Annotated in this window: 21 protein-coding genes and 1 tRNA gene; 12 read left to right on the top strand and 10 right to left on the bottom strand. The window is 71.2% G+C overall.

Translation table 11 applies throughout. From position 1 onward, the window contains the following. Nucleotides 1-164 precede the first annotated feature (164 nt). Nucleotides 165-524 carry a TIGR02300 family protein gene (locus FJ108_13740; protein MBM4336950.1) on the top strand — a complete coding sequence of 120 codons (360 nt, stop codon included), beginning with the start codon at nt 165-167 and terminating at the stop codon, nt 522-524. Nucleotides 525-532: 8 nt separating this feature from the next. On the opposite strand, the gene FJ108_13745 is transcribed toward FJ108_13740, so the two are convergent. Together FJ108_13745 and FJ108_13750 are read right to left on the bottom strand one after the other, a co-directional pair. After that, on the bottom strand, nt 533-961 hold the full coding sequence (locus FJ108_13745; protein ID MBM4336951.1) for a hypothetical protein: 429 nt from the start codon (nt 959-961) through the stop codon (nt 533-535). Nucleotides 962-967: 6 nt separating this feature from the next. Next, nucleotides 968-3,124 (bottom strand): lytic transglycosylase domain-containing protein, encoded by a 2,157-nt coding sequence (locus tag FJ108_13750; GenBank protein ID MBM4336952.1) that lies wholly within the window; start codon nt 3,122-3,124, stop codon nt 968-970. Here FJ108_13750 and FJ108_13755 point away from each other — a divergent pair. Genes FJ108_13755 through tgt form a run of 3 tightly spaced genes read left to right on the top strand, consistent with a single transcriptional unit; the run spans nt 3,039 to nt 6,471 of the window. Further along, entirely contained in the window at nt 3,039-4,295 is a 1,257-nt protein-coding gene (locus FJ108_13755) for a hypothetical protein (protein ID MBM4336953.1), read from the top strand. The genes FJ108_13750 and FJ108_13755 overlap by 86 nt on opposite strands. Then, a complete protein-coding gene (gene queA / locus FJ108_13760) occupies nt 4,295-5,296 on the top strand; it encodes a tRNA preQ1(34) S-adenosylmethionine ribosyltransferase-isomerase QueA (GenBank protein MBM4336954.1) in 1,002 nt (333 codons plus the stop codon). The genes FJ108_13755 and queA overlap by 1 nt, the downstream gene beginning before the upstream one ends. Then, on the top strand, nt 5,284-6,471 hold the full coding sequence (tgt, locus tag FJ108_13765) for a tRNA guanosine(34) transglycosylase Tgt (GenBank protein MBM4336955.1): 1,188 nt from the start codon (nt 5,284-5,286) through the stop codon (nt 6,469-6,471). Before queA ends, tgt begins: the two co-directional genes overlap by 13 nt. On the opposite strand, the gene FJ108_13770 is transcribed toward tgt, so the two are convergent. After that, entirely contained in the window at nt 6,408-7,562 is a 1,155-nt protein-coding gene (locus tag FJ108_13770) for an ROK family protein (protein ID MBM4336956.1), read from the bottom strand. The two genes, tgt and FJ108_13770, sit on opposite strands and share 64 nt — an antisense overlap. Here FJ108_13770 and FJ108_13775 point away from each other — a divergent pair. After that, on the top strand, nt 7,486-7,971 hold the full coding sequence (locus FJ108_13775; protein MBM4336957.1) for a hypothetical protein: 486 nt from the start codon (nt 7,486-7,488) through the stop codon (nt 7,969-7,971). The genes FJ108_13770 and FJ108_13775 overlap by 77 nt on opposite strands. 9 nt (nt 7,972-7,980) lie before the next feature. Here FJ108_13775 and FJ108_13780 read toward each other — a convergent pair whose 3' ends face one another. Continuing rightward, complete coding sequence (locus tag FJ108_13780; protein MBM4336958.1) at nt 7,981-8,508, bottom strand: hypothetical protein; 528 nt, start codon at nt 8,506-8,508, stop codon at nt 7,981-7,983. A 185-nt stretch (nt 8,509-8,693) separates the two neighbouring features. Between FJ108_13780 and FJ108_13785 the strand changes: the two genes are divergently transcribed. Next, nucleotides 8,694-8,770 (top strand) — tRNA-Met (locus tag FJ108_13785). Nucleotides 8,771-8,863: 93 nt separating this feature from the next. Here the strand turns inward: FJ108_13785 and FJ108_13790 are convergent. The 4 genes from FJ108_13790 to FJ108_13805 form a co-directional block, all read right to left on the bottom strand. Further along, the gene (locus FJ108_13790) at nt 8,864-10,858 is read right to left on the bottom strand and encodes a hypothetical protein (GenBank protein MBM4336959.1); all 1,995 of its coding nucleotides are present in this window, start codon (nt 10,856-10,858) and stop codon (nt 8,864-8,866) included. A 34-nt stretch (nt 10,859-10,892) separates the two neighbouring features. Then, nucleotides 10,893-11,063, bottom strand: coding sequence for a PEP-CTERM sorting domain-containing protein (locus FJ108_13795; GenBank protein ID MBM4336960.1), 171 nt, complete (start codon nt 11,061-11,063; stop codon nt 10,893-10,895). A 68-nt stretch (nt 11,064-11,131) separates the two neighbouring features. Continuing rightward, on the bottom strand, nt 11,132-11,560 hold the full coding sequence (locus tag FJ108_13800) for a hypothetical protein (GenBank protein ID MBM4336961.1): 429 nt from the start codon (nt 11,558-11,560) through the stop codon (nt 11,132-11,134). 86 nt (nt 11,561-11,646) lie between these two features. After that, complete coding sequence (locus tag FJ108_13805; GenBank protein MBM4336962.1) at nt 11,647-12,681, bottom strand: SDR family oxidoreductase; 1,035 nt, start codon at nt 12,679-12,681, stop codon at nt 11,647-11,649. Here FJ108_13805 and FJ108_13810 point away from each other — a divergent pair. Beyond that, a complete protein-coding gene (locus FJ108_13810; protein ID MBM4336963.1) occupies nt 12,635-13,021 on the top strand; it encodes a hypothetical protein in 387 nt (128 codons plus the stop codon). The genes FJ108_13805 and FJ108_13810 overlap by 47 nt on opposite strands. A 5-nt stretch (nt 13,022-13,026) precedes the next feature. Here the strand turns inward: FJ108_13810 and FJ108_13815 are convergent, their stop codons facing one another. Further along, a complete protein-coding gene (locus FJ108_13815) occupies nt 13,027-14,631 on the bottom strand; it encodes a tetratricopeptide repeat protein (protein MBM4336964.1) in 1,605 nt (534 codons plus the stop codon). 115 nt (nt 14,632-14,746) lie between these two features. Between FJ108_13815 and FJ108_13820 the strand changes: the two genes are divergently transcribed. Beyond that, the gene (locus FJ108_13820) at nt 14,747-15,640 is read left to right on the top strand and encodes a hypothetical protein (GenBank protein ID MBM4336965.1); all 894 of its coding nucleotides are present in this window, start codon (nt 14,747-14,749) and stop codon (nt 15,638-15,640) included. Between the two features lie 93 nt (nt 15,641-15,733). Next, the gene (locus tag FJ108_13825; protein ID MBM4336966.1) at nt 15,734-17,083 is read left to right on the top strand and encodes a DUF1329 domain-containing protein; all 1,350 of its coding nucleotides are present in this window, start codon (nt 15,734-15,736) and stop codon (nt 17,081-17,083) included. On the opposite strand, the gene FJ108_13830 is transcribed toward FJ108_13825, so the two are convergent. Further along, nucleotides 17,080-18,114: an isocitrate/isopropylmalate dehydrogenase family protein gene (locus FJ108_13830; protein MBM4336967.1), complete on the bottom strand. Its 1,035-nt coding sequence runs from the start codon at nt 18,112-18,114 to the stop codon at nt 17,080-17,082. The two genes, FJ108_13825 and FJ108_13830, sit on opposite strands and share 4 nt — an antisense overlap. A 71-nt stretch (nt 18,115-18,185) precedes the next feature. Between FJ108_13830 and FJ108_13835 the strand changes: the two genes are divergently transcribed. The 3 genes from FJ108_13835 to FJ108_13845 form a co-directional block, all read left to right on the top strand. Beyond that, on the top strand, nt 18,186-18,800 hold the full coding sequence (locus FJ108_13835; GenBank protein ID MBM4336968.1) for a TetR/AcrR family transcriptional regulator: 615 nt from the start codon (nt 18,186-18,188) through the stop codon (nt 18,798-18,800). Beyond that, the gene (locus tag FJ108_13840) at nt 18,797-19,939 is read left to right on the top strand and encodes an efflux RND transporter periplasmic adaptor subunit (protein ID MBM4336969.1); all 1,143 of its coding nucleotides are present in this window, start codon (nt 18,797-18,799) and stop codon (nt 19,937-19,939) included. The genes FJ108_13835 and FJ108_13840 overlap by 4 nt, the downstream gene beginning before the upstream one ends. Continuing rightward, a partial coding sequence (locus FJ108_13845) for an efflux RND transporter permease subunit (GenBank protein ID MBM4336970.1) occupies nt 19,936-20,439 on the top strand: 504 nt, incomplete at its 3' end. The genes FJ108_13840 and FJ108_13845, both read left to right, overlap by 4 nt.

A 20,439-nucleotide genomic window follows, 5' to 3' on the forward strand; every position in this document is an offset into this window, starting at 1 on the left:
GAGCAGTCCAAGCTCGAATCGCTCGCGCCCGCAGCCCCGGCACCAGCTTCCGATAAGTAGCATTCTGTTAAATCAGACGGATCCCAGAAACTCGCCAGACCCAACCACGGCTTGCCCTCTCGCAGACCCGTGGTATACCCCGCGCGAAAGGAGCGCTTGAACGCATGGATGCCGCCGCTCGCAAGGCCAAGCTCGGCCAGAAATGGACCTGCTACTCGTGCTCGGCCAAGTTCTACGACATGAACAAGCCCGATCCGCACTGCCCGAAGTGCAATGCGGATCAGCGCCAGTCGCCCGCATTCGAGAAACCCAAGCGATCCAGAGCCAAGAAGGCCGCGGCGCCGGCCGCACCGAAGAAGGCGATCAAGCCGCCGCCGCCGATCGACGAGGGCGAGGATCTCGACACGCCGATCGACGCCGACGTCACCGGGTTCGAGGACATCGAGATCGAGGACGGCGGGATCGAGACTCCCGACATCGAGGAGCCGGACGAGGAGCCTGCCGCCGATGACGACGACGACTAGCGCGGTCCTCAGAAGGTCGTGAGGCGCAGCCAGAGCCGCTTGCGAGCGTCGTCGAGCCCCCGGTCGCGGATCGATTTTTCGAGGCGCAGATCGGCGATCGTCTTCTCGAGCTCGAAGATCCGGCTGCGGCCGTTCCGCCAGCGCTGATTCTCGCGCTGGAAGCTCGCGAAGCCCTCCGCCTTGCCGCCGACGTCGCTGGCGTCGAACCGGTCGATCACGTCCGCACCGCCGGGAGCCTTGCCGACGCTGCCCTTGAGGCGATCGAGCTCGCCCTGGTAGGCCGCGAGGAGCTCTCCCACGTCGCGCGTCGCAACCGACGCGTAGGGCCTCGGCAGGTGAAGATCCGCTTCCAGCGAGGCGTTTCGCGAGTAGTTCCAATAGCCCGCACCGCCGAGCGCGATGCACAGGACGAGCAGCGCCAGGATCGCCTTGGTCATGCCCCGCTATCGGTCGGACGACGCGGGGCTTTGAGCGGGCGGTTCCGGATAGAGCAGCCGGTAGAGGTGGTAGGAGCGCAGCACGCGCCTCACGTAGCGGCGCGTCTCCCCGTAAGGCACCGAGTCCACGAACACGTCGTCCGGCTGCGCACCGTCCAGGCGGAGCCAGCGCGAGACCGCCTCCGGCCCCGCGTTGTACGACGCGATCGCCAACGGCCGCGAGCCATCGAAACGCGCGACCAGCGAGCGCAGGTAGAAGGTTCCGAAGCGGATGTTCAGCGCGGGATCGAAGAGCTGGGCCGGCTCGAAGCCTGCGAGCGCGAGCTCTGCCGCGATCCGGTTCGCCGTCGGCGGGATGATCTGCATCAGCCCGAGGGCGCCCGCGGGAGAGCTCACCTCGGGGCGGTACTCGCTCTCCTCCCGCATGATCGCGTACACCAGCGCCGGGTCGAAGCGGAACTCCTGCTCGGCGCTTGCGACCCACTCGCGGAACGCCTGCGGCCAGGCGAGCTCCCATGCGTCGCGCCAGATCGGGTCGATGCCGCGCTCGAGCGCCGCGCCGAATCCGCTCTGGATCAGCTGCTGGGCGCGGTGCGGATCGCCGGTGCGGTAGAAGAGCCGCGCGAGGTCGATGCGCTGCTCGCGTCCCAGGCGGGCTGCGTCGGAGAAGCTGACCAGCTCGTCCTGGGCGACCTCGGGAAAGCCGCCGTCGACCAGCAGTCGGGCACGGCGCAGCGGCGCGGACTCCGCGGGCGCGAGCCTCGGTCCGAGGATGCCGCGCTCGGGCGCGCTCGACCCGACGCGCTGCGCTGCGAGCAGACCGTAGTACGAGAGCGGCACGTCCTCGGCGAGCGCGCGGAGCTGCACGCCACCCGTCTCGGCGCTGAGCGGGGCCGCCGAGCGCGCGCGCACCACGCCGCGCCAGTAGCGCGCGCGCTGGACCTCGATGTCGCTGCTCGGACCGTCGGCGAGCGCGTCGAGCCGCGGCAGAGCCTGCTCGTCGCGCCCTGCCCGCAAATCCGCCCACGCCAGCGACCAGCGCGCCTCGGCCGCGAGCGCCCGGTCTTCGGATTGGCGCTCGACCTCGCGCCGCAGCTCGAACGCGCGCGCGGGCTCGGTGTCCTCGACCGCGATCGCGAGCAGCGCGCGCGCGCGCGTGCGCGTGAGCGCGTCCTTCGAGCGCGTGAGCCGTTCGAACGCGGCGACGGCCGCGCTCTGCTGGCCTGAGCGCAGCAGCGATCGGCCGATCAGGATCTTCGCGTCGCGATTGGCGGGCTCGCGCGCGGCGATCTGGCGATAGGCCTCGAGCGCCTCGGGGTAGCGGCGTCCGGCGAAGAGGCAGTCGGCGCGCGATCCCTCGACGCGCTGCTTCGCGGCCGCCGTCGCATCCGCGCGCGCGAGCACCGTCTCGTACAGCGGCAGTGCCTGCTCGCAGCGGAACGCCGCTCGAAGTCGGTCGGCGCGAGCGACGAGCGCCCCGACGTCCGGCTCGGGAGCTCCGAGCGTCGGACCGAGCGCCCGCGCGCGAGTCCAAGCCTCGACCGATGCAGGCGCGAGCGGCCAGCTGCGCCAGGCGCGCTCGTAGAGCTCGAAGGCTTCGGCGGACCGCGCGCCCTGCTCGTACGCGCGGGCGATCTCGACCGCGAGCTCCGCCGCGTAGTCGGCGCTGCCGGTCGCGTTCCAGGCGCTCTCCTTGGCGCGCCGGGCGCCCTCCAGGTCACTCTGCTCGAGCCGCGCGCGAGCGAGCTCGGCGTAGAGATGCGCGCGCAGCTCCGCGGGCGGATCGAGCAGGAGCGAGGCCTCGGCGACCTCTGCGGCCTTGGCGGCGTTTCCATCGGCCAGGTGCAGGCGCGCGCGAAGCAGTCCGACGCCCGCCCCGAGCTCGGTCTTCTCCAGCCGGCGCAGCCGCTTTGCGGCCTTCGCGTAGCTCCCCGCCTCGCGCAGCGCGTTGGCCTCCCGAAGGGTCGCCGCGATCTGCGACTCGGTCTCGTCGGCCGCGGCGGCGGGCGCGAACGCGAGTAGCGTCGCGAGCGCGCAGACGCGCCAGAGCATCGCAGCGTGGATCGGCCGGGCGGTCATGCGGGGCCACGAATCTAACCGGCACGTCGGCGTCGAGCGAGAACGGCGCGTTTCCCGGCCTCTGCTACGCTCGCCGCCAGCCATGCGCGCCCTCTTCCGAATCTCGCTCGCGGCGCTGCTCGTCTGTGCGTGCTCGCGAGAGGCGGTCGCGCCAGTTCCACCCGCCCCGCCGAAGCCCGGGCTCGGGCTCTGGGTGCTCGCCGAGGGCAGCGAGCGAGCGCTCGAGTCGCCGGAGAAGATCGCGAGCCTGATCGAGCGCGCGGTCGCGCTCGGAGCGAGCGATCTCTTCGTGCAGGTGCATCGCGCGGGCCGGAGCTGGTTTGCGTCGACGCACGCGGACGACGCGCCGTTTCGCGCGCTCCAGGCGCGCGATCCGACCGCACCCGAGCCGCTCTCCGATCTGATCGCGCGCGCGCACTCGCGGGGCCTGCGCGTGCACGCCTGGTTCAACTGCCTTGCGCTCGCGTCGAACCGAAGCGCGCCGATCCTGCGCGCGGTCGGACGCGAGGCGGTCCTGGTCGACAGCCGCGGTCGGAGCCTGCTCGACTATCCCGACGGAAACGTGCCCAAGCCGGAGAGAGCTTTTCTCGAGCTCGAGACGCCGGGGCTCTGGCTCGATCCCGCCGTGCCCGGCGTGATCGCGCACCTCGAGGCCACCGTCGACGACCTGGTCCGCGCGGCGCCCGAGCTGGACGGCCTGCACCTGGACTACATCCGCTACCCGTTCGCGCTGCCGATGACCCCCGGATCCCGCTTCTCGCTGGGCCTCGACTTCGGCTACGGCGAGGTGGCGCGCGCGCGCTTCGCTCAGGCGAACGGCGGCTTCTCGCGCGGAGACGCGTGGGACGGATTCCGCCGCGAGCGCGTGCGCGAGCTGGTCGCCGCGCTGCGCGGTCGCATTCCGCAGACGTGGCAGCTCTCGGCCGCCGCCATGGCGTACGCGGACCGCGCGTACCTGACGTCGTTCCAGGACTGGCGCGGCTGGCTCGACGAGGGCCTGCTCGATTTCGCGGTCGCGATGGCGTACACGCGCGACGACCGACTGCTCCGCTACCAGGCGCACGCGCTGCGCGGCGGCGTCGGCGGAGAGCGCGTCTGGCTCGGTCTGGGCAGCTGGCTCTTCGCGTCGGAGCCCGCGCGAATCAGAGACCAGCTCGCGCTCGCGCGCGAGGTTGCGCCGGCCGGGATCGCGCTGTTCTCGTACGACGCGCTCGCGGAGAAGCCGGAGACGCTTGCGACGCTGGGTCGGCCGTGATCGGTCCGGCCGATCTGCAGTACGAGCTTCCGCCCGAGCGGATCGCGCAGGCGCCGATCGAGCCGCGCGACGCCGCGCGACTGCTGGTGCTCGACCGAGGGGACGGCGCGCTCGCGGAGCTGCGCTTCGCCGACCTCGCCGCGCACGTCGATCCCCGCGACTTGGTGGTCGTGAACGACACGCGCGTGCGCCCTGCGAAGCTTCGCGGGCGCAAGGCGAGCGGCGGAAGGGCCGAGGCGCTGCTCCTCGAGCGCCGCCCCGACGGGACCTGGACCGCGCTCGTGCGCGCGCGAGGAAGACTCGTTCCGGGGCTCGCGCTCGTCTTCGGCGCGCTCTCCGCGGAGGTCGTGGAGGTGCTTCCCGGCGGCGCCTGCCGGCTCGCATTCGAGAGCGCGGACGGCCGCTCCGAGGACAGCGTGCTCGAGTCGCTCGGCGAGGCGCCGCTGCCTCCGTACATCGCGCGCGAGGCGCCCGACGCGAGGGATCTCGCCGACTACCAGACGATCTTCGCGCGCGAGCCGGGCGCGGTCGCCGCGCCGACCGCGTCGCTGCACTTCACGCGCGAGCTCGCGGCCCTGCTTCGGATCGCGACGGTCACGCTTCACGTGGGCCCGGGAACCTTCCGCCCGATCCGCTGCGAACGGCTCGCGGAGCACCGCCTCGAGGCGGAGCGCTTCTGCGTGCCGCAGGCCACCGCGAGCGCGATCGCCGAGACCCGCGCGGAAGGCGGGCGCGTGATCGCCGTCGGAACGACGGTGGTGCGCGCGCTCGAGACCACGGGCGGCGCCGCGGGCGCCGGCGACACCACGCTCCTGGTCCTGCCCGGACACGAGTTCCGCGCGGTCGACTCCCTGATCACCAACTTCCACCTGCCGGGCTCGAGCCTGCTCGCGCTGGTCATGGCGTTCGCCGGGGTCGAGGCGACCCGGCGCGCCTACGCGCACGCGATCGCGGCGGAGTTCCGCTTCTTCTCCTACGGAGATGCGCTTTGGATCCGCTAGCCGCGGGGCACAGACCGAGCTTCGCGCTCGAAGCGCGCGATGGGGCCGCGCGCGCGGGTCGCTTCGTGACGAGCCACGGCGTGCTCGAAACGCCCGCGTTCCTGCCCGTCGGCACCTACGGCGCGGTTCGCGGTCTGAGCCCGGACGAGCTATCGCGCGTCGGCGTGCAGGGGCTGCTCGCGAACACGTACCACCTGAGCCTGCGACCGGGCGAGGAGCTGGTGCGCGCGCACGGCGGGCTGCACGGATTCATGGGCTGGTCGGGGCCGATCCTTACAGACTCCGGCGGATTCCAGGTCTTCTCGCTCGGCGCGCACTGCAAGCGCGGCGAGGCGGGCGTCGAGTTCAAGAGCCCCGTCGACGGGCGCACCGTGTTCCTGTCGCCGGAGCGGGCGATCGAGATCCAGGAGGCGCTCGGCGCGGACTTCATCGTCGTGCTCGACGAGTTCGAGGCGATCGTCCCGGAGAGCGACGATGCGCGCGCGCGAACGCGCGCCTGCCTCGAGCGCAGCGAGCGCTGGGCCGCGCGCTGCCGGACCGCGCACCGGCGCGCCGACCAGCGGCTCTTCGGCATCGTCCAGGGCGGCGGAGACTGCGAGCTGCGCGCCGAGAGCGCCGCGCGCACGCGCGCGCTCGGCTTCGACGCCTTCGCGATCGGCGGTCTGGGCGTGGGTGAGTCGGCCGAGGAGCGCGAGCGGCTGGTCGTCGCTGCGGTCGCCGAGCTTCCCGCCGAAGCGCCGCGCTACCTGATGGGCCTGGGCCTGCCCGAGGACCTGGTCTCGGGGGTGCAGGCGGGCGTCGACCTGTTCGACTGCGTCGTGCCGACCCGGAACGGCCGACACGGCTCGGTGTTCACGTCGCGCGGCCGGCTCAACCTGCGCAACGCGAGCGCTCGCGACGAGCGCCTGCCGCTCGATCCAGCTTGCGCCTGCCCGGTCTGCCGGCGCCACTCGCGCGCGTATCTGCGGCATCTGCTGCAGAGCGGCGACTCGCTCGGCGCGCGGCTGCTGTCGCTGCACAACATCGCGTACTACATGAAGCTCGTGCGGGATCTGCGCGAGGCCGTTTCGGCGGGCCGACTTCGAGAATTCGTCGAGGTCTGGCGCGAGGGCTATTTCGGCCTTTCGGACCGGGAATCGAGCGGCTCGAGCAGCGCCGTACACAGCCCCGCGTAGGCCGGCAGCCGCTCGCCGAGCTCGATCGCCACGACGCCCGTGTCGCGAAGGTGCGGCCAGATGCGCGCGAAGAGCCGCTCGCGAAGCGGCACCAGAAACAGATCGGTGTTGTGCGCGACGATCGTGCCGAGCGCGATCCGGTCGGGATCGAGCGCGAGCACCACGATCGCGAGGCCCTGCGCGAGCCGGTCGAGCCACTCCTCGTAGAGGCGCACCGCGTAGGCGTCGCCGGCTCGAACGGCCTCGACCCAGACGCGCGCGCTGACCCGAGACGGATCGCCCGCGACGCGCCCTCGGATCGAGCTCGCGGCGCCCGCCTCGAGGTCCTCGCGAATCCGCCGGGCCAGAGCCGCGCCGCCCGTATACGCCTCCAGGCAGCCGCGCAGGCCGCAGACGCAGCGGAGCCCGCCCGGCACGACGGGGATGTGCCCGATCTCGCCGGCGCCGTAGCGCGCTCCGCGGTACAGCCGGCCGTCGAGCACGAGCCCGCCGCCGACGCCGGTGCTCATGGTCAGGTAGACGAAGGCGCGCGAGCCCCGCCCCGAGCCGAAGCGCCACTCGGCGAGCGCGGCCGCGTTCGCGTCGTTCTCGAGCCGGACGGGCCGGCCCAGCCGCTGCTCGAGCCGCGCTCGGATCGGCACCTCCACCCAGCCCGGAAGGTTCGGCGCGCGCCGGATCACGCCCGCGACCGGGTCGAGGGGTCCGGGTGCAGAGACGCCGACCGCGTCGATCTCGTCCGCCGACGCGCCCGCCTCGTCGAGCAGCCGGAGCGCCCGCGCGGCGATCGTCTCCAAGTCGAGTTCGAAATCGCCCGAAGTCCAGCCCTCGAGGTGCGCCTCGCGCAGCAGCTCGCCGTCGGCACGGCCCAGCGCGATCTGGGTCTTGGTGCCGCCGATGTCGATCCCCAGCAGAAGCTCCCGCCCCGGTGCCACGCCTCTCTCCCCTGCCTCCCCTGCCCTGCGCTTCGGAAAATGCCACTTTGCAGCCGATAGGTCTGCCCGGGGGGAATGCTCGATGCTGCGACGGGTTCTTGCGATCGGCCTCTCGCTCCTCGCGCCGCTGCTTGCGGCCTGCGCGATTCCCGCGCTGATCGCGGATTCGTTTGGCGAGCACGGCTTCCCGAGCGTGGACGAGACGGCGGAGGCCTACAACCAGGACCTGCGCTGGGGGCGCCTGCAGCAAGCCGCCGCGCAGATGGCGCCCGACCAGCGCGAGCCGTTCTTCGCGCTCTTCGACGGCGACCCCGGCCCGTTCCGCTTCACATCGGTCGAGGTGCTGAGCGCCGTCCCGAAGGGGGTCGGCGGGCGCGAGGTCGACGTGCTCGTCTCCTGGGAGTTCTACAACCCGCCTGCGCTGACCGAGCGCAAGCTGCGCCAGAAGCAGACCTGGCGCTTCCTGGAGCTCGAGCGCCGCTGGGAGGTCTCGGCGGACCTGGCCGTCTTCGAGGCGGTCGCCCGGCCCGCGGGCGCCGAGCCGGTTCCCGCCAGTCCCCAGCGCTAGCCGCTCGCCTCAGCGCTCGTCGATGTACGCGATCGGCTTGTCGCCGCGGCGGATGATCGTGGTGGGCGAGGTGATCCCGCGCCGATCGAAGTACTCGTCGTTCATGTCGAAGTACTGGCCGCGGTCCACGTAGAGCGGCTCGTCGTCGTCCTCGGCACCCTCCACGTCGACCTGCATCCCGTTCACGTTCACGCGCACGCGCGAGGTCGCGCCTTCCGAGCGCGGGACGGCCGAGGGCGCCTGCGAGACCGGCCAGGCGAACACCGGCACCGCGGCCTCGTCGCGCCCGACACGCTCGCGTGTCGGGGCGCGGTTCGCGTCCGAATCGACCACCGAGAGCCGGCCGTAGTCGAACAGGCTCTCCTCCTGCACGGCCCGCGCGCTCGCCTGGTACTTCGCCGGAATCCCCTTCGGGTCGTCGGTGAAGGCGACCGCGCCGGTCTCCGTCTCGTAGCGCCAGTAGTCCGCGGCCGCGAGCTGCGGCGCCGCGGCCGCAAGCGCGAGGATCGCCGCCGCGACCCGGTTCCGACGCGTCATATCCATCCCTCCTCGAGGCGCTCGGGAGATGAGCCCTGCGGGAAAGTGGCCCCGGCACGCGAAGACGTGTCGAGCTGCGCATCGCCGATGCCGCAAGCCCCTGGCCCAACTCCTTGAGGCACTGCTCGAATCCTCCTCGCGAATTGACAGCACCCCCACTCCGCGCAATCCTCCGCCCCACTCGGTGCGGGGTGGAGCAGTCCGGTAGCTCGTCGGGCTCATAACCCGAAGGTCACAGGTTCGAATCCTGTCCCCGCTACCACAGAACCGCAGCACCCTGCGGGACCGTTCGCGGCGCCGACCGAGGGGATGGAGATCGGCGCGGCGATCGAGCGCCGACTCTGGCACGCGATCCTCAGGGTGGGACGTCGGTCGCGAGCGCCGTGAGGCCGAGCTTCTTGCGCGGATAGTCGATGCGCACCACGAAGCGGCGCAGCAGCTCCAGCCCCAGCAGCGTCTCGTTCTGCAGGATCATGCGCTCGATGCGCACGCCGCTGTCGCGCAGGGCGATGTCGAGCTCGACGTCCTCCACCGTGAGCGCGCCGATGCCCACGCTGGGCACGCGCTGCACCGCTGCGACCGCCGTGCCCAGCACGTTCTGCCACTTGCGGCGCGGTGCGTTCGGGTCCAGCGCGATGCCGAGCCGCGCGGCGGCCTCCTGCGTGAGGTTCACGCTGCCCATCGATCCCGTGTCGATCAGCGCGGTAGTCGTGCCGCTGCCGAGCCTCACCTCGACGAGCGGCCACGAGTGCGCAAGCTCGAGATCGACGACGTGCTCTCCCGCGCGTGGCTTCTCGCCGCCCACGGCGTGCACCGCCGGATCGAGCAGGCGCACGCGCCGGCCCGACACGTCGACCTCGAGCACATAGCTCTCGAGATACGAGCCGCCGAGCAGCGCGTAGCTCCAGCGCGTGTCGCTGGGCCCTGAGAACTGATCGGTGACCCAGAAAAGCACGTCCTTGCCGGTCACGCTCTCGCGCCGGTGAGGGTCGCTCTTCACCGCGCGCGCGGCCACGCCGAGCGCGCGCGCGTAGACGGGCGTCATCACCGTCTCCGACGCACCCGTGTCGAGCTGCACGACGAACGGCGCCGCGCCGGCCTTCGCGATGTCCACGTAGATGTGCCGGTCGTCGCCGGTGTTGACGAACGCCAGGTCCGCGAGCACGCCGTCCGTCGACCTCGGCTCGCCCGCGCGCTCGCCGTTCGGCAGCGCGAGAAGCGCCTCGAGCGTGCGCAGGTCGAGGTCGGTCGGGCGCACCGGGCCCTCGCGAAGCTTCCAGCCCATGCTGCGCATCGAGTCGCAGTCCTGGCAGTAGCCGAGGCCGAGCGCGCGGCCGAAGGCGTGGACCGCGTTCGCGTACACCTCGCCGAGGGAGAGCTTCTCACCGCGGCCGGGCAGCGGCTTCGCCGACAGGATCACCTCGCCGCGCGTGACGAGCTTCCCGTCGCTGGTCTCCGCGCGCACGGTCCCGGTGCCGCCCGAGTAGCCCGGCGGGCGGTCGCTCCAGGCGACCCGGATCGGCGCGCTCGCGACGTCGCGCTCGATGTCTATCCGGAAGTCGGGGCGCAGGCGCTGGATCGCGGTCTCCCACTCGCGGATGCCGCGAATCGCGACCTCGCGCGTCTGCTCGGCGTCGCCGTCGGCGGCGGGCGTCTCGGGCAGCGCCACCGAGACACGCAGCGGGGTCACGCCCGGGTCGAAGTGCAGATAGATCGGCGCGCCCGAAGCGTCGATCGCGTTCGGCTCGAGGTAGAGCTGGTCGCGCGGGAGCTCCGCCACCTTCGCGACCGCCTCGCGCTGGGCCGACGGGTCCTCGGCGAGCTTGCGCAGCCGTGCAGTGCCCTCGGAGTTCCCGACCCTCTCATAGGCCTCGCGCAGCATCGTCGCCTCGTAGGACTTGTAGAGCTGGGCGGGCGGAATCGCGCCCGCGGCCTCGTTCAGCCACTGCTCCAGCACGGGAATCGCGTCGCTGTTGCGACCCTCGACCGCGTAGTAGCTGCCCAGCCGGCGCAGCGCTTCGAGCCGCGCGTTGTGCCCAGCGGCGAGCCCCGACTCGGCGAGCTTTCGCGCCTCGACGAGCAGCGGCTCGGCGTCCTGCTCGTGGCCGAGATCCGGGTAGGTCGCGTAGAGCTCGCCGAGCTCGAGACAGAGCTGCAGCACCAGCTGACTCGACTTCTCCTCGCGCGCGTCGTCGAGCCCTTCCGCGAAGTCCTCGGCCGCTTCCCGCGAGTCGCCCGCTTCCAGCGCCTTGCGACCCGACTCGAGCTTGCGCTGTGCGTCCGCCAGCGCGGAGTCCGCGGCGAGACTGATCGCCAGTAAGACGAGCCACCCGACGAGCGCACGAGTCACGCTTGCGAAGATACCCCGGCGAGCGGGCCTTGGACTAGCGGCGCGCCGACACCCTTCGCGCGCCGAGCCCCAGCCCGGCGAGTCCGAGCGCGAGCAGCAGCGCCCTCGACGGCTCGGGGACGGTCGTGAAGCGGGTGCGGTTGCCAAACCCCTGGTTCCAGCCGTCCGCCGTCGTCGTGCTGGAGAACGCGTAGGCCCGGTCCATCAGCGTCGGATCGGTGCCGCGGTCGAGGCCGACGCCCTGGGCGGGCCCGGCGATGCGGATGATGTCGATCAGCAGATCGCCGTTCCGGGGTCGTAGAAGAAGGACCCGGCGCCATCGAAGGTGATCAGGTCGTTCACGCTCTGCGTTCCGGTGAAGGTTCGCGTGTCGAAGACCGCCACGTCGCCGCCGACGTTGTTGATGAACGCGGGGTCGAGCGCGCCGACGGGATTCGTGCTGGTCGAGATGGTCATCTGCCAGGTGCTGATCCCGTTCCAGTTCGGCCCGCCATTGAGGGGCGCGGCGAAGAAGCTGATCGAGTCGATCGAGACCGGGCCGGAGAAGATCGAGGACGCGTAGACCTGCTGGTAGCGGTCGACGCACCAGAACGTGCAGTCCGGAGCACCGCCCGAGCCCACGTCGAACGTGGCGGCGGACGAGCCCTGCGAGAGCGAGACCAGGACGACTACGAGCAGCAGCGGAAGCCAGCGCGAGCGCATCGGATCGTTCTCCCAACAACAGAATGGAGCAGCCGTCTCAGCGACCCCTCACGGGACTCTATCCCCGTGCCGGACGCAAATGCAATTCAGAGCCGTATGCCGAAATACTCGAAAAAGCGGCGGTTGTAGTCTTCGTCGCCGAGATCGTCGCCCATGGCGACCCACTGCTCGTCGGAGATCCTGGGGCGGCCGGTCTCGAAGCCGATGGCGTCGGCGCCGACGGGCCAGCGCAGGCGGTAGTCGGGGGTGGTGATGGCTTCGAGGATCTTCTCGGCGACGGCTTGCGGCTGCACGCCGGCGCGGAAGCCGGTGGCGTAGATCTTGCCGTTGCGGCGCATGATCGGCTGGTAGGGCGAGGTCTTGTCGTAGCGCGTGGTGGCGGCGGAGTTCTCGAAGATGTTGGTCAGGATCACGCCGGGCTCGATGTTCACGACGCGCACGCCGAAGCGGCGGACCTCGATGGCGAGCGCCTCGCCCGCGCACTCGAGCGCGAACTTCGAGGCCGAGTAGGGAATCTGGTTCGCGGTCGCGATCCGGCCGACCGTCGAGGTGACGTTCGCGATCGTGCCGCGGCGGCGCTCGCGCATTCCCGGCAGCACCGCCTGGATGCAGCGGATCGCCCCGAAGTAGTTCGTCTCGAAGATCTGGCGGTGCTCGGCTTCCGGCACGAGCTCGAGCGGCGCGGCACCGCCGATGCCGGCGTTGTTCACCAGCACGTCGACGCCGGCGCTTCCCGCGGCGCGCGCGAACGCGCGCTCGACCGACGGCCCCGAAGTGACGTCGAGCTCGATCACCTCGAGCGCGAGCCCCTCGCTTCGCGCCGCTTCGACGAGGGGCGCGGCCTTCTCCAGGTTCCGCATTCCCGCGAACACGCGGTAGCCGTTCCGCGCCAGGTGCAGCGCCGTCGCGAAGCCGATTCCGCTGCTGGTTCCCGTGACGACCGCGACGTGCGACGATGACTGCGACATGCGTCGAGACTCGCACGCGGGTTCGGCTCGGTCCAGCCGCTCGCGAAGCGCTGGAGCGCTCGTCTTCGCGCTCGCGACTGCGCACCTCGCGTGCACGACGGTCGAGGTGAGCCCGGTTCCCGCGCGTGCCTTCCCGATCGAGCAGCTCTGCATCGAGCGCAATCCGGACGTCGTGGTCGAGGACTTCCTGCCCGTGGTCGAGGCCGGCGTCGCGCGGCACGGGATCGAGGCGCGCGTGGTCGATGCGACCGAGGCGGGAGTTTGCGACTACACGCTCTGGTACGCCGCGCGCCGCCGCTGGGACATCCGCCCGGTGCTCGGCTACGCGGAGCTTCGCGTGCGCTATCGCGGCGAAACGATCGGAAGCGCGAGCTACCTGGCGCGGCCGAGCCTGTCGCCGTTCAAGTGGCGCAGCACCGAGACGAAGATCGGGCCGCTGGTCGACGAGCTGCTGGCGCAGTTCCCGCCGGCCGCGGGCGACACCGCGCCGTAGCCGGTTCACGGAGCCGCGCCAGCGTCTCCCGAAAGCCCGAGGTGCGCGCGAAGCCGCGCGCGCATGCGAAGCGCGCTCGCGTCGGATGGGTCGATCTCGAGCAGCTCGCCGTAGAGCTGCTCCGCGCGCGCGAGCTCTCCGGCCACGACGTGGATCGCCGCGAGATCGCCGAGCGCGCGCGCGCGGTCGGGCTGGAATGGGAGGATGCGCGAGTAGAAGTCGATCTCGCCGCGCACCGCCGCCGCGCGCTCCTCGCGCGCCTCGCTCTCGCGCCCCGCGCGCCGCAGCGCGCCGGACAGGTTGTAGCGCGCGCGCGCGTTTCCGGGAGCGGCGGCCACGTCCGCGCGCCAGAGCCGGATCTCGTCCGCGTGATCGCCCGCGCGGTCCGCGCTCACGAGCGCGAGCGCGAGGGCCGCGGCACTGACGACAATCCACCCGAGCCACGCGCGACCGACGCGGGCCAGACCGAGCCAGACGAGCGGCACCGCCAGCGCGCTCATCGCGGCCAGCGGCAGGTACATGCGCCGCTCCGCGCCGACCTCGGAGACGATCGGGACGATGCTCGACGATGGTGCCAGGATCGCGAAGCACGCCACCCCGACGAACCCCGCGGCCGGCCAACGCCGGAGCGCGTAGAGCGAGAGCGCGAACAGCCCGACGAGCAGCGCCGCGCCGGCCCGAACGTCGCCGAGCGCGAGCGGCTGCGGCAGGCCGTAGTCGATCCGCAGGCCGGTCGGCCAGAACAGCAGCCGCAGGTACGAAGGCAGCACGCTGCACTGATTCGCCAGATAGACCAGCGGCGTGACCCAGAGCGCGAAGCCCGCCGACTCCGTGCGCGGCTGCGTCGCGATCAGGAAGCCGAGCACGGCCCAGCTCGCCGCGAGCCCGCTCCAGAGCGCGATCCGCACGCGGCGCCGGCGCGCGTCGGCCGGACCCAGGAAGACCACGTCGTGGAGCGCGACGACCAGCGGCGCGCTCACCATCACCTCTTTGCTCGCCATGCCGAGCACCGAGCACGCGATCGCGAACGCCACCCAGATCCACGGGCGCTCGGACGCGCTCGCGCGGATCGAGCCGTACAGCGTCGCCAGGTAGAAGAGCGCGACCAGCGACTCCGTGCGCGCGCTCACGTAGCAGACGACCTCGCTTGCGAGCGGGTGGACCAGGAAGAGCAAGGCGGCCGCGAGCGCGATCGGCTCCGCACTCGCGGCGAAGCGATCCGCGAGCCGCGGCCCGACGAGCGTGCGCCGGACGATCCCCGCGAGCAGAAGCGCGCAGAGCGCGTGGATCGCGAAGTTCGTGGCGCGGAAAACGCGCGGGTCCGCGCCGGCGGCCGCGTAGTCGAGCGCGAACGAGAGCGCGACGACCGGCCGGCCGGAGGTCGTGAGGTCGGGCGGCTGCGCAAACACGCGCGAGAGCGGCCACAGGCCGTGCAGGCTCTCGTTCTCGACGATCGCGGTCTGGTCGTCGAAGACGAACGGACCCGGCAGCGCACGGCCGTAGATCCCCGCCACGAGCGCGAGGAAGAGCAGCGTCCGCAGCAGACTCCGGCCGATTCCCGCGCCCGACACGCCGCTATACTGCGCCAGCCGGCGAAGGAGAGCGAACATCCGCGATCGGACCCGCAATTCGCTCGCCGCGCTGCTCGCGGCGCTCGCGCTCGCCTGTTCGCCCGACGCGCCGCGCGCGCGCTTCGACTCGGGCTTTCGCGGACCCGGAAGGCTCGTGCTGATCTTCGAGCCGGCTGACTCCGAGACCCCGCGCGCGCTGGTCGTCCACGACGCGCGCGGCGCGCGCGAGCTCCGCGTCGAGCGGCCGCGCGCCGCGCGTTGGCTCTCGACGCGCGAGCTTCTGGTGAGCCGCGAGGTCGACCCCGAAGAGCCGTACGGTCTGCCGCGCAGCGAGCTGCTCCGCGTCGACGCAGAGAGCGGCGTCGCGATTCCGATCGCCGAGCCCGCGCGCTACTTCGACGCCGAGCCCGACGCTCGCGGCGGGCGGATCGCGGTCGGGCTCGAAGTCGACGAGCAGGGCGAGAGCGATCTGCTCGTGCTCGCGCTCGACCCCGCGCGCGCGACGCCCGTCGCGGGTCGAAGCCAACCGCTCGATCGGCCGCGCTGGAGCCCCGACGGCGCGGCGCTGGTCGTGCTGCAGACGCTGGCCGATCCGGACGCGGACGACTCGGAGACGTCCCTCTCGGTCGGGGGCCAGGCGATCGCCTGGCCGCGCCTGTTTCGTGTGCCGAGCGATCTGCGCGGAGCACTCGCGCCGCTTCACGACGGCGACCCGGGCCAGCCGCTCGCGGCCGGCGGAACGCTGCCGCTGTTCTGGAACGCGCGCGGCATCTACGCCCGACAGCGACGCGGGCTCGTGCGCTGCGATCCATCGGGCGCGGGCTGCGAGAAGGTCTGGTCCCCCGGCGGTCGCCGGCGGCTCGTCGACGCGCGCTCGGTCGGCCCCGATGCAGCGCTGGCGCTGGTCCGCGACCACGACGAGCCGACCGATCTCGATCTTCCGCGCGAGCTCTACCGCGTCGACCTCGTCCACGGCGCGGCGGAGCTCGTCTATCGCGCCCCGCCGGACCTGTTCCTGGTCGAGATCGACTGGATCGACGCGAAGTAAGTCCGAGAAATTGCTCTATCCGAGAGCCGGCAACCCGCGATACGATGCGACATCGTGCCCCGCGATCGGGACGCGAATTCCTGGAGGCTCTCGATGCGTGTACGAGCTCTGGTCCTTGCGTCACTCCTCGCCCTGCCCCAGAGCGCGCTCGCGCAGGAGAAGCAGGCCGTCGACGTCCTGCCCACAACGCCCTTCAAGGAGGGCGACACGATTTCGTTCGAACAGGTCGAGAAGCTGAAGGAATTCCTGCCGTCGGAATTCTGGACCAACCGCGAATTCTTCTTCTACGAAGGCATGCAGCTCGAGATCGGCCCGACGCTTCGCAAGTACGGGGCGGCCGACGCCTACATCGCGATGAGCGAGAAGTACAAGGGCCAGGCCACGATCGGCGAGGACGGCGGGCTCGTGAACTACGGCGCCGGCCAGCCGTTCGAGGCCGCGAGGATCGACTGCAAGGGCGATCCGAACGCCGGCGTGAAGATCATCTGGAACTTCGTGAAGGCCTGGAACGGCGACGGCGCGCGCTCGACCTGGTCCTACACGTACTGGGATCGCGGCGAGCAGCTGCCGCTGTACTACGAGGGCACCGCCAAGGTCATCACGCTGGTGAACCGGGTCGAGCCCGAGTACCAGACCGCGAACGCAGGCGACGTGTTCCCGAACGAGAAACGCAACTCGGTGTTCGGAATCGAGGTCGACGCGCCGTTCGACGCGCGCGGCATCATGCTTCTCACCTACCGCTACCGGACCGCGGACGGGCCGCTGAAGCAGGCGAAGAACGACGACACCTGGGTGTACGTGCCGGACCTGCGGCGCGTGCGGCGCATCTCGTCGGCGCAGCGCACGGACTCGGTGCAGGGCACCGACTTCACGATGGACGACCTGCGCAGCTTCGCGGGAATCCCGCCCCAGTACGAGTGGAAGTGCGTCGGCGAGCAGACCGTGATCGCGCCGATGAACACCAAGTCGCTCGCCTACCCCTACGCCGATTCGTACAACTTCGGCCCCTACGGCTTCTCGTTCGCGAGCGATCGCTGGGAGGTCCGCAACGCCTGGATCATCCGCTTCGATCCGCGAAACGAGGACCACCCGTACCACCACAAGGACATCTACGTCGACAAGGAGACCTACGAGCCGCTCTACAGCTTCGCGTACGACCGCAAGAAGGAGCTGTGGAAGATCATCTGGCACAACCACCGCTACTCGAGCGACTGGGACGGCGTGAAGAACAAGGACCCGAAGGCGGCGGACGGCGTCTGGTACCCGGGCTGGGAGGGCGTTCCCGACCCGAAGGACAACCGGATCATCTCGGACATCATCGTGAACGTGCAGACCGGCACGGGAAATCGGATCGAGTTCTGGAACAGCGAGGGCTCGCCGTTCAACAGCAAGGGAAAGATCCGGCGCTACATCGACATCGGGCGACTGAACAAGGGCCGCTAGCGAAAGAGCCGGCTCGCGACGGCCGCGCAGAACTCCGTGGTGCTCGCGCGTCCGCCCTGGTCTGGCGGTAGCGCACGCCCGTCGGCGTAGGTCGCAGCGATGGCGCGCTCGAGCGCGCGCGCCTCGTCCACGAAGCCGAGATGTTCGAGCAGAAGCGCCCCGGAGAGCAGCGTCGCCGTCGGATTGATCGCGTTCTTCCCGGCGATGTCCGGCGCCGTGCCGTGCGCGGGCTCGAAGTACGCGTAGCTCTCGCCGTAGCAGCCGCTCGGCGCGAGTCCAAGGCCGCCGATCAGCGCGGCCGCCGCATCCGACAGGATGTCGCCGTACAGATTCGGGAGCAGCACGACGTCGAGCTCATGCGCCTGCGCGACCAGCCGGTGCGCGAGGTCGTCGACGATTCGCACCTCGAAACAGACGTCCGGATGCTCCGCGGCGACGCGCTCGGCCACGGCGCGAAACAGGCCGTCCGTCTGCGCGAGCATGTTGTGCTTGGTGCCGCAGGTGACGCGACCCGGGCGCCCGAGCGCGCGGCGCTTGCGCGCGAGCGCGAACGCGAAGCGCGCGATCCGCTCGCAGCCCTGCTCGCTGATCACCTTCAGCGCGAAGCGCCCCGGCGCGAGCTCCGCGATCGGACGGCCGCTCGTGCGGCTCTGCAGCGCGAGCGGCCCGAGCTGCTCGAGGCTCCCCTCCACGCCGACGTACAGGTCCTCGAGGTTCTCGCGCACGATCGCGAGGTCGATTCCCTCCGGCCGGGCCAGCGGGCTCCGCGCGCCCGGCAGGTGTCGCACCGGCCGCAGGTTCGCGTAGGCCTGCTTTCCCCAGCGCAGGTAGAACAGGGCCCGGGCGCTCGCGCCGCTGGTCGCCCCGAAGTAGGTCGCATCGGAGTCGTCGATCGCATCGCGCTCGCGACCGGGCTCGGGGCGGAGCCAGTCGATCGGGAGCCCGAAGCCATCGAGCAGGGCAACGCTGGGCCGCATGGCCTCGGGCGCGGCGTCCTCGCCCTCGATCACGACGACCCTTTTTCTCGCCATGGGGCCCTTCGTACCACGCCGGCGCCCCTCGCAGTTGCCGGTGGGGGCTTGCTATAACGCCGTTACAGAGGATGCCGGTGACGATCCACCCCCCAGAGCGCGAGGAGCCGCGGCGAAGCGAGGGCTCGCGCCGCGCGATTCTCGAGGCCACCCAGGCGCTGCTCCTGGAGGGCGGCTTCGCGCAGATCTCGATCCGGCGCGTCTCCGAGCGCTGCGGCTTCAAGGCGCCGACGATCTACCACCACTTCCGCGACAAGACCGGCCTGATCGACGCGCTTCTCGAGGAGCGCTTCGCGGATCTGCTGGCGCGTCTCGAGCGCGTGCCGCGCGACCCGCGGCCGGAGCGCTACCTGCGCGAGCTGGCGCGCGCGTTCGTCGAGTTCGGAATCCAAAACCCGAACCACTACGCGCTGGTCACTGCTCCGAGACAGGAGTCCGACGATCTCTTGCCGTCCGCCGAGGCCGCGCGCGCGCTGGTCTTCGACGCGCTCTCGGAGGTGGCCGAGCGCGGCGCGCTGCGCACGCCCGACCTGGAAGCCGCGTTCCAGCTCACCTGGGCGGTCCTACACGGGATGGTTTCGCTTCGGATCAGCCGCCCGGAATACGCCTGGTCGGAGAGCCTGGTCGAATTGGCGCTCGACGTGATCGAGCGCGGCCTGTTTGCCAAGGAGTGCGGAGCATCATGAAGCGCTGCGTCGGGACGTTCGGACTGGGTCTGTTGCTGCTGGGGGTGCTTTCGGCCTGCGGTGAAGAGAAGGTCGTCGAGGAGTCGCCGCAGAAACCCGTCGTGCTGGTTCCGGTACAGGTGCGCGACGTGGAGGAGCTCGTGGCCGCGACCGGCCAGCTTCTGGCCAAGCAGCGCGCCGACGTGGCGGCACAGGTGGGTGGCGAGATCACCCAGATCCTCGTCGACGAGGGCGCGACGGTCGCCGAGAACACGGTGGTGATCGAGATCGACCCGGATCGGCGCAAGATCGACCTCGACCGTGCGCGCGCCCGCGAGGCCGAGGCCGCCTCGGCGCTCGCGGAGGCGGAGCGCCAGAACAAGCGCGTGCAGGAGCTCGCGACCCGCGACATCGCCTCGCGCGCGCAGCAGGACCAGGCGCGGACCAATCTCGAGGGATCGCGCTCGCGCCTGCAGGCGGCGCGAGCGGATCTGGGCGCAGCGGAACGCTCGACCGCCGACTCGCGCGTGACGACGCGCTTCGCGGGCGTGATCGGCCGCCGCTTCGTCTCGCGCGGCGAGTTCGTGCAGCCTGGCCAGAAGCTCTTCGAGTTGGTCTCGCTCGATCCGGTCGAGGTCGAGTTCACGCTCCCGGAATCCGACGCGAGCCGGCTGACCCTGGGCCTGCCGCTCGAAGTCGGCGTCGCGCCCTACCCGGGCGAGGTCTTCCGCGCGACGGTCTCGATGATCTCGCCGATCGTCGACGAGCGCACCCGCACGATCCGGGTGAAGGCGCTGCTTCCGAATCCGGACCATCGGCTGCGGCCGGGACTCTTCGCGCGCGCGGAGCTCGGCATCGCGCGGCGCGAGGACGTGGTGCTGATTCCCGAAGAGGCCATCCTGCAGCGCGCCGACGGACCGGTCGCATTCCGGGCGGTCGACGGTGCGACGCGCGTCGAGCGCCGAGTGCTGCAGATCGGCCGCATCAAGAGCGGCGAGGTCGAGGTCGTCTCGGGACTCTCGCCCGGAGACAGCGTCGTGATTCGCGGACACGCGGCCCTGCCCGACGGCGCCGCGATCAGCGCGCGAAATCCCGACGGATCGCCCGCGGTCGCGTCGTCACGACAGGAGTCCGCTCCACCCGCCGAGGTGAAGCAGTGAGTCTCACCGACATCTCCATCAAGCGGCCCGTGCTCACGCTGATGATGACGCTCTCGATGGTCGTCTTCGGCGTGCTCGGCTACTACGAGCTCGGCGTCGACCAGATGCCGAACATGGAGTTCCCCGTCGTCACGGTGATCGCCCAGCTCGAGGGCGCGAGCCCCGAGACGATGGAGGAGGACGTGACGGAGGTGCTCGAAGAGCACCTGAACACGATCGGCGGCCTGCGCTCGCTGAAGTCGACCACGTTCCACGGCATCACGATGATCTCGGCGGAGTTCGAGCTCGAGCGCGACATCGATCAGGCCGCGCAGGACGTGCGCGACAAGGTCGCGCGCGCGCGGATCGGCCTGCCGCGAGACCTCGAGCCGCCCGTGATCGACAAGCGCAGCATGTCGGGCCACCCGATCATCTGGCTGCCGCTGAACTCCGACCGCTCGCAGGTCGAGGTCACCGAGTACCTGAAGTACACGGTCAAGCCCTACCTCGAGACGATCAAC

The sequence above is a fragment of the Deltaproteobacteria bacterium genome, from assembly GCA_016875225.1.
GTDB lineage: Bacteria > Myxococcota_A > UBA9160 > SZUA-336 > SZUA-336 > VGRW01.